General features: G+C 33.4%; 3 protein-coding genes. All 3 read left to right on the top strand.

Features of this window, described 5'->3' with window-relative positions:
* Positions 1–94 precede the first annotated feature (94 nt).
* Genes CLU81_RS03040 through CLU81_RS03030 form a run of 3 tightly spaced genes read left to right on the top strand, consistent with a single transcriptional unit; the run spans position 95 to position 15353 of the window.
* Complete coding sequence (locus CLU81_RS03040; RefSeq protein ID WP_099708477.1) at positions 95–6478, top strand: non-ribosomal peptide synthetase; 6384 nt, start codon at positions 95–97, stop codon at positions 6476–6478.
* An 8-nt stretch (positions 6479–6486) separates the two neighbouring features.
* Positions 6487–9912: a non-ribosomal peptide synthetase gene (locus tag CLU81_RS03035; protein WP_099708476.1), complete on the top strand. Its 3426-nt coding sequence runs from the start codon at positions 6487–6489 to the stop codon at positions 9910–9912.
* On the top strand, positions 9900–15353 hold the full coding sequence (locus tag CLU81_RS03030) for a MupA/Atu3671 family FMN-dependent luciferase-like monooxygenase (RefSeq protein WP_099708475.1): 5454 nt from the start codon (positions 9900–9902) through the stop codon (positions 15351–15353). Before CLU81_RS03035 ends, CLU81_RS03030 begins: the two co-directional genes overlap by 13 nt.
* Positions 15354–15371 lie beyond the last annotated feature (18 nt).

Below are 15371 nucleotides of genomic sequence, written 5' to 3'. Positions count from 1 at the left end.
TTTAGTATTTGTTAAAGATTATCATGAATGAAAAGGAAGGAAGATGATCGGGAAAGTAGAATAAAAGACAATACTAGATTTATACTGTTTTTTTATGAAAAATGAAATTATAAATAAACTTCTTTCTTTAGGAGTTCAGTTGAAAATAATTGACGGTAATCTTAAGGTAAATGCTCCAAAGGGAGTATTGACAAATGAGTTATTAGAAGAAATTAAAGAGCATAAAGCATACTTAATCAGTTTGATTTCTTCTAATGTTTCAATTCCTAAGGCTAAGGTGATGGAAAGTTATCCGCTGACGCCAACACAATATTTTATGTGGTTTACACACGAATATCTGGGAGGAAACAAAGCATATAATATTACTTCGACATTGAAGTTGAGTGGAAAACTTAATAGTGCACTTCTGGAAAAAGCATTTCAATATGTTATAGAACGGCATGAATCACTCAGAACCAGTTTTAGAAAAAATCAAAGTGACGAAATACAACAGTATATCCTAACAAATGAGCAAACGGAGTTTAAGCTTCAAACCGTAGATCTGAAGAATTCTTCTGTTGAGCAACTTCACAATCAAATAAAACAAGAATACCAAAAAGCTTTTGATTTAGAGAAAGATCTTTTGCTAAGTGCTACTTTATTAAAGAGAAATGAAGAAGAACACATTCTGTTATTTGTACTGCACCATATCATAGGAGACGGCTGGTCATTACAAATACTTACCAGAGAAGTAATGTTGGCTTATAATAGTTTAGCCAGTTACGAAGAAATAAAATTATCTGAACTATCCATACAATACAAAGATTATAGCGAATGGCTTAATGAAAAGCTTGTAAGCTCTGAATATATTGGCAAATTGCAATATTGGAAACAGCAGTTTGAAACAAATTCTCCAGTATTGAATTTAGTTCCAAGAAAACGTCCTGTTATCAAAACTTATAATGGGAATATCCGAAATCATAAATTTTCAAAACAATTTTTAGCAGAATTAAACGCCTTTGGCAAAGAGCAGCAAATGACTTTGTTTATGCTTATAGTTGGAGGTCTTAATGGATTGTTTTCCAGATATACAGGTCAGACTGATATAACGCTTGGAACTACAGTTGCAGGAAGAGACCATTCTGATATTGAGAACCAAATAGGTTTATACTCCAATGCTTTGCCAATTAGGACACAATTTGAAAAAGAAGATAGTTTCCTGAGCCTGATGCAAAAGCAAAAGCAGACACTTATAAAGGCTTATGAAAACAAAGAGTATCCTTTTACAGCGCTTGTAAATCAATTATCACTTCCTAAAGATCAAAGCAGATCACCGTTGTTTGACATTATGGTGTTATTGCAAAATCACCAGGGATTGGAACTAAATGATCAGAAAGGAATAGACGGGATTGTTGCCACGGAATACTCCGAAATAGAAAGAGGCGTAAGCCAGTTAGATATTAGCTTTGTCTTTGTAGAAAGTGAACAAGGATTAACATTAAATGTGGAATACAATACAGATATCTATGAGGAAAAATTCATAGATAATTTGCTAAATCACTTCGAAGCATTTGTAAGCGCAGGTTTGAGAAAGCCCGAACAAGCAATTAATGCTATTGAAATTGTATCTCCGGCAGAAAAAAATAAACTTCTTAACGAATTCAATTCGGTTTTGACACCTTATGATTCTTCTTTGACCGTTGTAAGTCTTATACAATCAAAGGCTAAGGAAAACGAAAATCAAACAGCCTTTGTTCATCAGGGAGAGAAAATCAGCTATGGACAATTAGAAGAATACAGCAATAAATTGGCGAATTGTCTTGAACAACAATTCAAAATAAAAAAAGGTGACTTTATTGGAATTGAGCTGGAAAGAAATTCGTGGATGATTATTGCGATCATAGGCGCATTAAAAGCAGGAGCTGTCTACGTACCTATAGATCCAGCATATCCTGAAGCACGAAAAAATTATATACAACAAGACAGTGGATGTAAACTTATTATCAATGCTGAAATCTTAGAAGCGTTTAAAAGTAATTTACAGACGTACGATGAGGTGCATATTGAGACGATATCTCAAAAAGATTTGGCTTATTTGATATACACTTCAGGATCGACCGGAAATCCAAAAGGAGTTCAGATTACACATGAATCTTTTGTTGATTATGTATTAACTTTTAAAAATTATTTTCAATTAAGAGCTCAGGATAGTGTTGTGCAGCAAGCCAGCATTTCTTTTGATACTTCTATAGAAGAAATTTTTCCGATTCTTATTAGCGGAGGAACATTATATTTTCACGACGAAAAAGGCGATTTTGAAGCATTATTCAGGCTTTGTGAACGTCATAAAATTACTGTTTTAAGTACGAATCCGTATGCGCTGCAATATCTGAATGATGTATACGAGAACTATAATCTTAGTATTAGAACATTAATTAGTGGCGGCGATACTTTGCAAGCAGACCATGTTAGTAATTTATGGAATAAGCTTTCTGTATTTAATACTTATGGTCCAACAGAAAGTACTGTTTGTGCAACCTATTATCAAGTAACAAATAAAGAATCAGTTATTCCTATTGGGAAACCAATCGCAAACAGACAAGTATATATTATTGAATCTGATTCTACTCAATTAACTCCTGTTGGAATTGTTGGAGAACTCTGCATTTCCGGACAAGGAATATCAGTTGGTTATTTGAATCAGCCTGAATTGAGCAAGGAAAAATTTATAGCCAATCCTTTTATTTCTAATACTGTAATGTATCGCACCGGAGATCTTGGCTATTGGATGCCAGATGGAAATATAGGTTTTATAGGCAGAAAAGATCATCAGATAAAAATTCGCGGATATCGTGTAGAACTTGGTGAAATAGAACATGCGTTACAACAAGATAAAACAGTAGCAACTGCAGTAGTATTAGCCAAAGAACGCGCGGGAGAACAAGTTCTTGTTGCCTATATAGTTGGTGAAAATGTAGATATCGAAGTTTTAAAAAAATCCTTAAGAACTAGTTTACCGGAATATATGATTCCCGGATTTTATGTAGAACTGGATGCAATTCCTTTAACATCTAATGGAAAAATAGACAAACAATCATTATTGGCGATAGAAGATCTTGGAGTGAAAAACAACGAATATGTTGCTCCTGGAAACGATCTCGAATCACAAATGGTTTTGCTATGGGAAGAGATTTTAGGAATATCCAAAATCGGAATCACCACTAGTTTTTTTGATTTGGGAGGACACAGTCTGAAAGTGATCAGACTAATAAACAAATTAGAAAAATTAGGTTATAAATTAAAAGTCAAAGACGTTTTTGAATCCCCGACAATAATAGGGATCATAGAAAAACTACAAGTTTCTTCAAGAGCACAATTTACCAAAATACCGGAGCAGGAATATTATCCGGTGACTTCTTCGCAAAGACGTTTATGGACTTTAAGCCAATTTGAAGGAGGAAGCGCGGCTTATAACATTGCGAATGTGTTAGAATTGAAAGGCAAATTAGACCTGTCATTATTTCAAAAATCCGTTGATAAACTCATTGAACGACACGAAAGTCTTCGTACCGTTTTTAAAGCAGATGAATCAGGAATATTGCACCAATATGTTCTGTCTCCACAATCGGTTATTTGTCCAATTGAAGTGTATCAGGGATTAGATGACGAAGAAATATCTGCAACAATAAACAGTCACGTAAACCATGAGTTTAATTTGAGTGTTGCGCCATTGCTAAAAGTAGAAATTATAAGTCTTAACGATGCGCATCATTTGCTGTTGTTCAATCTTCACCATATTGTGGGAGATGGCTGGTCTATGGAAATTTTATCCAGAGAAATAGTAGCACAATATAACCATCTTAAACAGGTTACAGGAATCGAATTACCTGATTTGCCTATTCAGTATAAAGATTACGCTTATTGGTATAATAGTGTGCCAAATCAGGAAAAACTAGCCGAATCAGGAAACTATTGGCGGGAGCAATTTGCCGGTGATATTCCAGTATTGGAATTGTCGACTATGGCAACGCGACCAAAAGTAAAAACATATAATGGTGATAATGTTTCGCATGCTTTTTCAGTAGATTTCATCTCAAAACTAAGAAGTTTTTGCCACCAAAACGAAGCTACTTTGTTTATGGCATTAATGGCAGGATTGAACGGATTGTTTTATAGATACAGCGGACAAACCGATATAATAATCGGAACTCCGGTAGCAGGAAGAGATTATCCTGATTTAGAAGATCAAATAGGATTATACCTGAATACATTGGCGATTCGAACTCGTTTTGAAGTTACCGATACTTACAGCAGTTTAGTAAAAAAACAAAAAAAGATACTACTCGACGGATATGATAATCAGTCTTATCCATTTGATATTCTGATAGAAGAATTGCAGTTGAAGCGAGATCTTTCAAGGTCGGCACTATTTGATGTTATGGTAGTTTTACACAATCAGCAAGATCTTTTTTCTAAGGAAGAAACTTTCTCAGAAATAGAAATAGCGCCTTATAAAAAAATACAAAAGAATACAAGCCAATTCGATTTAAGCTTTTCTTTTGCCGAAGGAAAAGAGAGTTTAAATCTGACCTTGAACTATAATACTGATATATATAGCAAGGCTTTTGTTCAAAATCTAATACAATATTTAGAAGGATTTATTTCTGAAGGTATAGAAAAACCAAACTATAGTATTGCTAAAATCGACTTTGTACCTAACGAAGAAAAACAACGCCTGCTGTACGATTATAATGCAACAAATGTTGACTATCCAAAAAACAGAACAATAGTAGACTTAATAGCATCACAAACCCTAAAAACACCGGATGCCATTGCGCTTGTTTTTGAAAATAAAACGATTACGTACAAAGAGTTATCTGTAAAATCGAATCAGTTAGCACAATATCTATTGGATCATTGCGCTGTAAATTCAGGAGATTTTGTAGGTATAAAAGTAAAAAGAGACGAGAAATTAATTATAGCCATTTTGGCGGTATTAAAAATCGGGGCGACTTACGTTCCTATAGATCTAAATTATCCGGAAGAACGAATCGCTTATATCGAGCAGGATAGTAATTGTAAAATTACAATAACAGAAAAACTGTTGCATGATTTTGAGCAAGCGAATATAAAAGAAGCAGAGTTGCCTGAAATTAAAATAACTTCGGATTCATTAGCTTATATTATATACACTTCCGGTTCTACAGGAAAACCAAAAGGCGTAATGTTAACCCATGATAATGCGGTGGCATTTTTAGATTGGAGTATAGAAGAATTTGCTGCAACAGATTTTGATATTCTATATGCAGCAACATCACATTGTTTTGATTTATCTGTGTTTGAAATGTTTTATCCACTAAGCACAGGAAAAAAAATCAGAATTATTGCTAATGGATTATCCATTGCCGATTATATAGACAAAGACGAAAAGATCTTAATAAATACAGTTCCTTCCGTAGTCGATAATTTACTGGAAAGAGAAGTTTCTTTAAAAAATGTTTCGGCACTAAACATGGCAGGAGAACCTATTCCGATAGCCTTGAGCAATACTTTGATTAAATATCCAATAGAGATTAGAAATTTATACGGTCCATCAGAAGATACAACGTATAGTAGTTGCTACAGAATTGAGAAAAAGCATGAACACTCGCTTCCAATTGGAAAACCTATTTCGAACACCCATTTTTACATCTTATCAGAAGAATTAGCATTGCAAGGAGAAGGATTAATTGGCGAGATCTGTATTTCCGGAAGAGGATTATCAGCAGGTTATTTGAATAAACCAGATTTAACCGAAGAGAAATTTGTAAGCAATCCATTTGATTCCGAAACAAAACTGTATCGCACAGGAGATTTGGGGTATTGGATGCCGGACAAAAACATAGGTTTTGCAGGTAGAAAAGATCATCAGATAAAAATTCGCGGATATCGTATAGAACTTGGCGAAATAGAGCATGCTTTACAAGAAGATGATACAATAACAAATGCAGTAGTTCTTACTAAAGAGCATGCCGGAGAAAAACAAATCGTTTCTTATTTAAAGGGAGAAAAGATTGATATCCAGAAAACACGCAACAAGCTGTCTCAAAAATTACCGGGTTATATGTTGCCAACATACTATCTATTGTTAGACGAAATACCCTTAACATCTAATGGAAAAGTAGATAAAACAGAGCTTTTAAAACTGGAAGTTTTCAAAATTAAAACTTCAAATTATATAGCTCCAACCTCAGAAACAGAAGAGAGAATTGTAGAAATATGGCAAGAAATACTTGTCTTGGAAAAAATAGGAATAACGGATGATTTCTTCGAATTGGGCGGTCATAGTTTAAAAGCGACAGAACTATTATCAGTCATTCAGAAACAATTTGATGTATCGATAAACATTAAGGAATTATTTATGCATCCTACAATTCAGAATTTAGCCCTGAATATAGAAAATGTTAAGTGGTTGGAAGAAATTGATAGCGAGCGGTCTGTAAAAAAAATACTAATATAAAATTACACATGGAAACAATCTTTTTAATTAAAGAACTAAGAGAAAAAGGGGTAGCGGTAAAGCTAGTCGAAGATCAGTTAGAAGTATCTCTGTTAAAAGAGAATGTTGAAGATGAGGTTGTGGAAATAGTAAGAAATAATAAAGAACAGATTATAAATTATCTGCAGTCTATCTCAATTAATAAATTTAAAGAAGTACCAAAAGCTAAAGAATCAGCTAGTTATCCTGTATCGAATGCACAATTTAGAATTTGGTTTGAATCACAGTCAACTACCGCTTCTATTGCTTATCATATTCCTTTTGAAGTTAAATTAGAAGGCGATTATGATAAAAATGTTTTAGAAGAAGCCATACGTTATGCAATTAACCGACATGAAATATTGCGAACAGTTTTTCGCCTGAATTCAGAAAAAGAATTGCAGCAACATATTCTATCTGCCAAAGAATTAAACTTTAATCTGGATTACAAAGATTTTACAGAAGTTGAACATTCTTTGCGCAAAGTAAACGAATACATCAAGGAAGATTTAAATATATCTTTTGATTTAGAGAACGGACCTTTGCTAAGAGCCGCTTTATTAAAATATGAAAATAATAGCTATTATTACTATTGTAATCTACATCATATTATCTGTGATGCGTGGTCAATTCCTATTTTAAAAAGCGAAATATTAACGGTTTATACGGCACTAAAAGCAAACAAATTACCAGAACTGCCAGAATTAAGAATTCAGTATAAAGATTATACGTTATGGAGTTTGGATAACCTGAAAGGAGAATCTTTTTTTAAGCAAAAAAACTATTGGTTAGATAAATTTTCAAGTGAAACACCGGTTTTAGAATTGCCAATTAAAAGTAATCGTCCGCCGGTAAAAACGTATAATGGACAAACTCTGAAAACCTATTTTAATAAGAACATTTCGAGTGCTGTAAATGCTTATCAAAAAAGTAAAGAAGGTTCCTTATATATGGTAATGTTGAGCACATTGCATGTAATGTTGGCAAAATATACCGGAAATAATGATAGCATTATAGGAAGTCCTTTTGCAGCCAGAGAGCATATGGATTTGAATAATCAGATAGGTTTTTATACCAATACTTTGGCAATTAGAAACCGAGTAGAAAAATCAGATTCATTTGATACTTTTTTTGCTGCCGTAAAACAATCCATATTAGAAGCGCACAATAATCAGCAATTCCCTTTTGAAGAATTAGTCAAAGAATTAAAACTTAAAAAAGATCCTTCGAGAAACCCTCTTTTTGATGTCATGCTTGTGGTTTTACCAAAAGACGGAGCAAAAAACGAAGAACAATTTGATAGTGAAGAGTCTTTAGAAACGATTACTGTTGAAAAATCTACTACAAGTAAATTTGATTTGTTAATCTATGTAGAGGAAACCGAAAATGAACTTTTATCACTTAAAGTAGAATACAATACTGATTTGTTCGAAGAAAAATTTATCAGACAATTTATTGGACACTACAAAAAAATAGTAGAATTACTCTTAACGAAACCTCAGGAAAGTATAAGCGAATTTAACTATTTAGAAGGACACTCTGGAATTCAAAATTTAGATTTAGATATAAATAAATATAAAAAAGATACCGTAATAGCATTCTTAGAAAAACAAGTAATCGCTACTCCGGATGCTATTGCGTTACACTTCGAAGAGGTAAAAATAAGCTATCTTCAATTAAATAATTATTCGAATCAAATAGCAAAAATGCTAAGAGACGAGTATAATGTTTTACCAAATACTAATATTGGTGTTCTGTTAGATAGATCGCAGTATAATGTTATTGCGATGTTGGGTGTTATTAAATCCGGCGGATGTTACGTTCCAATAGACAGTAAATATCAGGAAAGTCAAAGAGAATATATCATCGCAGATGCTGAGATAACAAACATACTTACTACTTCTAATATAAAATATAGTGGAAGAACAGAACATATCAATTTAATCTCTTTGGATGAGTTTGAATACTCAGACGAATTAGTAGAAAACACTGTTATCGTTAATGAATTAGATGATTCTTCTTTTATTATCTACACTTCAGGGTCAACAGGAAATCCAAAAGGAGTTATTCAGACACATCGAATGTTGTCTAATTTAATACAATGGAATATATATGATTCCGGTATTTCGTCAGGTTTAAGACATTTACAATATACTTCTTTTAGTTTTGATGTTTCTCTTCAGGATGTTTGGTTTGTGCTTAGTAGCGGCGGAGTATTATATGTAACTCCAGAATCCATGAAGCTGGATTTTAGTACTTTATCTAATTATATTATAGAGAATAAAATCGAAGTTTTATGCTTTCCATTTTCTGCTATGACCAGTTTTTTTGATCATACAGATACTGAATTTTTCAAAAAAAATCAGCTTAAAGATATTATATCGTCAGGAGAACAATTAATTATTAGTGGAGCTTTAGAAAGATTTTTACTGGAATTTCCTCACGTAAAGCTTCATAATCATTATGGACCTTCAGAAACCCATGTGGTGACTAGTTTTACAATCTCAGCAAATACCAGCGATATTATACATTATATGCCAATTGGTAAACCGTTGGCAAATACAACGATATATATATTAGACAGTAATCTTCAGCCAGTACCAGAAAAAGTAATTGGCGAAATATACATTGGCGGAGAAAACATTGCCAAAGGATATGTAAAACTACCGGAATTAACACAAACCCGATTTATTTCAAATCCATTAGATAGCAATCAAAAATTGTATAAGACCGGAGATTTGGCTTATATGGCTTATTCCGGTAATATCATTTATCTGGGAAGAAATGATACTCAGGTAAAAATAAGAGGTTTTAGAATTGAACCGGAGGAGATAGAAATTCAAATTCAGATGTTTTCAAATAGCATTGAACACACTGTTGTAGAAGCTAAAAAAATAAACGGCGAAAATGCCCTTGTCGTTTATTATGTGTCTAACAATGAATTGGATAAAAAAGAAATTGTACGTTTTCTAAACAGCAGGCTTCCGGATTATATGGTGCCAAATTTTTATGTAAAACTTGAAAATATTCCATTAACTCCAAACGGAAAAGTAAATAGAAAAGCCTTACCGGATGTTACGCTGGAAAACAGTATTTCAAGAGAATATGTAGCGCCAACAAATGAAACAGAAGCAAAGTTAGTGGCTATTTGGCAAGAGCTGTTAGGCATAGAAAAAGTAGGTATTGAGGACAACTTTTTTGAATTAGGAGGACACTCACTTTACATCGTTCGTATGATCTATAAAATCAACGAAATTTTTGAAATTAAAATAAACATGAAAGATGTATTTACGCTGCAAAGCATACGTGAATTGGCAAAAGCAATTGACGATGAAATACTATTTAAAGGAGGCGTAAACGTAAGTATAACAGAAGAAACTACAACAAATCAAAATTCAGAAGTATGGGAAATCTAATTATAAAGCAGAGGTTAACACAGTTAATTCAGGAAGGTATAAGTTTTGAAGTTTCCCAAGGTAAACTTTTGGTAAAAGGTAATTTAAGCGCATTAGATAATGCACAGAAAGAGTTTTTAAAAGACAATAAAGAAGAAATTATTTCTTTGATAGAAAGTCAGACTCAGGAAATTCCCGAGATCAAAAAAACGGACAAAGAGCTGCCAAAACCGCTTTCTTTTTCCCAACAAAGTTTATGGCTTCTGGATCGAATCAATAATGGTAGTTCACATTATAATCTTGCTTCTACTTTTAAATTAAAAGGCAAAATAAATTACGAAGCTTTAAATCAAACTTTTGCGACTATTCTTGAAAGACACAGCAGTTTGCGCAGCAGCTTTTTTGTCGATGGTCATGGAGAACCTGTTCAAAAAATTCAGGATGTACCAAATTTTAATGTTACAGTTGAAGAAATAGATCCTTCAATTCAAAAATTTGAATCTCATATTTTAGGATTAATTGAGCAAGAATCAAATAACGTATTTGATCTAACCCAGGATTTGTTGTTAAGAGTCAAATTGCTCAAAATAAATAATGAAGAGCATATTCTGATCGTAACCATGCATCATATTGCTTCAGATGGATGGTCTATTGGAATTTTAGTTAACGAATTTAATATTCTTTACAGCAGTTATCTTAGAGGAGAATCTAATACACTGCCGGAATTAGACATACAATATGCTGATTATGCCTATTGGCAAAGACAATGGCTGAAAGGAAAAGTTTTGGACAATCAGATAAATTATTGGAAAAAACAATTGGCAGATTTACCTGTAATTCATAGTTTACCATTAGATAGCCCTAGACCGTTCACACAAACTTTTAGTGGAAATACCTATAATTCATTTGTTGAAAAAAAGACATTAACCGCTTTATACAATTTATCTAAGGCAGAAGGCGCTACTTTATTTATGGCTATTCATGCTGCATTTAGTACTTTGTTAGCACGATATAGCAATGAAAAAGACATTGTTGTTGGTACTCCAATTGCTAATAGAGAAAAGGCTGAAATTGCTAATCTGGTTGGGTTTTTTATGAATCTTTTGGTCTTAAGAAGTGATTTGTCTCAAGAACCAAGTTTCAGAGCATTGCTGAAACAAAGTAAAAAAATGTTGGAAGACTCTTATGAGTATCAACAAATGCCTTTTGAAAAACTGGTAGAAGAATTAAAAGTTCCAAGAAATTTGGGACACAATCCATTATTTCAGGTTTTATTATCCCTTCAGAATAATACGCAAGAAGAGATTTCTTTGAGTGATATTGTTTTGGAACCATTTAATTATAAAGAAGGAAATAGCGCAAAATATGATCTTAGTTTAAATGTAACCGAAACCCCAAACGGACTTATCCTTTCCTGGGAATACAATACAGATCTCTTCGTGGAGTCAACTATTGTTCGTATGGCAGAACATTTTAATACTTTATTAAGTTCTTTATTGGTTAATCCTGATGAAAATGTTTTTAAAGCAAACCTTATCGGTGAAAAAGAAGCAAATCAAATATACGAACACTTAAGTGGAGATGTAGTTGAAGTGAGTACGAACGAAAGTGCCATAAACTTTTTTGACTATCAAACGAAGAACAATCCAAACCAAACGGCTATTATTAGTAATGATGTTTCGTATAACTATGCACAATTAGGAGAAAAAGTCGATGCAATTGCTGGTTTTTTAATAGATCAGGGCGTACAAAACGGAGACAAAGTAGGAATCTGTTTATTGCGTAATTTCGAAATGGTCGCTACAATTTTTGCTTGTTTTAAACTTGGAGCCGCTTATATTCCTCTTGATCCTGTTTACTCTTCAGAGCGAATAAATCAGACTATAAATGATGCACAACCTAAGTGTATTGTAACATTAAGCGCATTAAAAGAACTTTTTTTAAACGGATCATCGAATGAGGATTTTGTTTATTTGGACAAGGTTCAAGCTCAAAAAGAAAATCAGGTAATCGCGACAAATTGCAGCGGTAACAACGTAGCCTATATTATTTTTACTTCGGGAACAACCGGAAAACCTAAAGGGATTGAAGTTACCCATGAAAATTTAAGTAATTTATTAAAAGGCTTAGATATTTCTTTTGGCAGCGAAACCAAACAAACGTGGCTTGCGCAAACGAGTGTTAATTTCGACATCTCGGTTTTAGAAATTATCTGGACTATTTCGAGAGGACATAAGGTTGTATTACAGCAATCAAATCCTTTTAAATTAGTATCACATGATAAAATAACGCCATCAAAAAATATAGATTTCAGCATCATGTTTTTTGGAGCTGATAAAAACAATAATCAGAAGTATGATTTATTGTTAGATACTGTAAAATATGCAGATCAAAACAATTTCACTGCAATTTGGACACCGGAACGTCATTTTGGTGAATTTGGAGGAGCATTTTCAAGTCCTTCAGTTTTAAGTGGCGCTATATCGACGATGACAAAGAATATAAGTATCAGATCAGGAAGTGTTGTACTTCCTTTGCATGATCCAATTCGTGTCGCAGAAGAATGGTCGATAGTTGATAATTTAAGCAATGGTCGCGTAGGAATAAGTATTGCATCAGGATGGCATCCGAATGATTTTGTTTTTTCAAATTCAAATTATAGTGATCGCCATAATGAGATGCGTGAAAAAATTACTGAACTTAAAAACCTTTGGGAAGGAAATCCTATTGTGCGTAAGAATGGTGTTGATAAAGATTTTACAATACAAATAAGACCAACACCAATACAACAAAAATTACCACTTTGGATAACTGCTGCCGGAAGTCCAGAAACTTTTAAATATGCCGGAGAAATTGGCGCCAATATTCTAACACATATGCTTGGGCAAACGTTAGAAAAACTGGAAGCAAATATTGCGGTTTATCACCAAGCCTTAAAAGACAACGGATTTAGCATAGAAGACAAACAAGTTTCTTTGATGCTTCATACTTATATTGATGCTTCACATGAAGATGCGACCGCTACGAGTGAGCAGCCGTTTAAAGATTATCTGAGATCTTCTATGAAATTAATGGAACCTCTGGCAAAAGAGTTAGGGTTAGATATTGATACGCAAAGTGATGAAATCATAGATATTGCTTACAGAAAATTCAGTAAAGAAAATACACTGATAGGTACTCCTGAATCGTGTCAGAAAATGCTTTTTAGTATTCAGAATATCGGAGTTACTGAAGTAGCTTGTTTAGTAGATTTTGGAGTTGAAAGCGAAAAAGTATTGTCGAGACTTGAAAAAATTGTAGAAACCAAAACCTTATATCACTCTCAGGCTGAGCTTACAAAACTATTAAATATAGACAATCAAAGAACCGAATTGGAGCTTATTGACACGTATAAAGTGACTCACGTTCAAATGACTCCATCACAATCTAAACTGATAGCAGATTTAAATAGTCAGGATAAATCCAAAGAATTATCTTCAGTTCAGCATTGGTTTATTGGCGGAGAACCTTTAAATCAAAATCTAATTAACAGCCTTAGTTTAATTACTAATTCTAAGTTGTACAATATGTACGGACCTACTGAAACTACTGTTTGGTCAACATGGAGAGAGATTAACAGCAAAGATTTTAGAATAGGTAAACCTATAATAAACACCAATTTATTGCTTCTGAACGAGTTTGAGCAACAAGTACCTTTTGGAGTTGTTGGAGAACTTTATATTGGAGGTTCAGGAGTTGCAAAAGGATATTATAATAACGCTGAACTCACGAATAAAAGCTTCAAACAAGTCATTAATTCTCATTTTGGCAACAGCCGATTTTATAAAACGGGAGATTTAATGAAATTGACAAGCGATGGAACGTTTGAGTATGTTGGCCGAAAAGACAATCAGGTTAAAGTAAACGGTTACCGTATTGAACTTGAAGAAATAGAAAAAACAATTTCTAAAGTTCCAGGAGTTAAAAATTGTAAAGTTTTACCAATTACAGAAAACAATACAACCTACTTGTCAGCCTACGTAATTAAGGATGATATTGTTTATGGAAACTACACAGAACTTCCTGTTGAAGAACAAGCCAAACCTTTTTATTTCCCTGATGGCAGTACGGTTTATCATCAGTCTGATCGCCAATTGGCAATGTTGTATAAAGAAATATTTCAGGACGGAATATATTCCAGACACCATATAAAAGTACCTGAAAACGGTTTAGTATTAGATGTAGGAGCCAATATAGGAACCTTTAGTATGGAGGTAAACCAAAGTCAGCCTAGCGCAACAATTATTGCTTTTGAACCTATTCCGCAAATTTTTTCTGCTCTTAAGAAAAACTTTGAACACCGACAAATAAAAGGACGTATTCTGAATTTTGGAGTTTCCAATAAAAAAGAAAACGCAACTTTTCACTATTATCCGGAGATGTCAGGAATGTCGGGCAGGTTTACAGAAAAAGAGACAATAGTTGATGCTGTCGGAAAATATATTGAGTACGACAAAGCCCTTATGGCAGATGAAACGTATCAATCCGGAGAAAAAAACAGCATTGTAAAATCTTTCTATGATACTATAGATGGAGAAAATGATTTTTCGAACGAATTCAGAGAATACCTTACCTCGTTGTATAATTCTAATGAAGTCGAATGTCAGCTTACAACAATATCTGATGTAATTGATGATCTGAAAATAGAGGCAATAGATTTACTAAAGATAGACGTAGAAAAGAGCGAATGTCTTGTATTAGAGGGAATTCGCGAAGAACATTGGCCAATGATCCATCAGGTTGCAATTGAAGTAGACGGAGACAATAATTTGAATACCATCTTAGAGTTGCTTAACATAAAAGGATATGAGGTAAACGTTGACGAATTGGTAATGAGTGATGCCGAATTGCCAAGAGACGAAAATACTTATATGGTTTATGGAACTAATCACAAGATTGGCGAGAAGAAAAAAGATCAGATTCTGCAACAATTCGAATCGCAAACAAACGAGACTTCTATCAGAGATTTTGTAAAGAAAATGCTTCCGGATTATATGAGTCCTAAGGATATCACTTTTGTGCCGTCAATTCCTTTAATGGAAAATGGAAAAGTAGACATGATGAAGTTGAAAGAAATTAAACCTCAGGAATCCATTTCGAATAATGTCATTACACTTAATAATAAAACAGAATTAGATATTTATCGCATTTGGTGTGAGGTTCTTAAGAAAGAAAACATCCCATATCACGTCAGTATTTTTGAGGCGGGAGGTAATTCAATTGAGATTGTTGTATTGCATGAAAAGCTTCAAAAAGAGTTTGGTGTCGAGTTTTCATTAATAGAACTTTTCCGAAACCCTACAATTCCTCAACAGGCAAAATTGATAGAAAATGCCAACAAAGACACTCAGGAAGATGTTGCAATCAAAAAAGCAGTAGACAAAGGAGCGTCTCGACGAAATGCCCGTTCTAATCGAAATTAATTAACAAAAGTTGGACAA

The organism is Flavobacterium sp. 9 (assembly GCF_002754195.1).
Classification (GTDB): domain Bacteria; phylum Bacteroidota; class Bacteroidia; order Flavobacteriales; family Flavobacteriaceae; genus Flavobacterium.
The sequence above is the reverse complement of the archived record's forward strand: the minus strand, read 5'-3'. Positions and strand labels throughout refer to the sequence as shown.

What these genes read in the sequence shown, in the direction of transcription:
- CLU81_RS03040 (WP_099708477.1), top strand. Translation starts at nt 95, where the DNA reads ATGAAAAATGAAATTATAAATAAACTTCTTTCTTTAGGAGTTCAGTTG.
- CLU81_RS03030 (WP_099708475.1), top strand. Translation starts at nt 9,900, where the DNA reads ATGGGAAATCTAATTATAAAGCAGAGGTTAACACAGTTAATTCAGGAA.
- CLU81_RS03035 (WP_099708476.1), top strand. Translation starts at nt 6,487, where the DNA reads ATGGAAACAATCTTTTTAATTAAAGAACTAAGAGAAAAAGGGGTAGCG.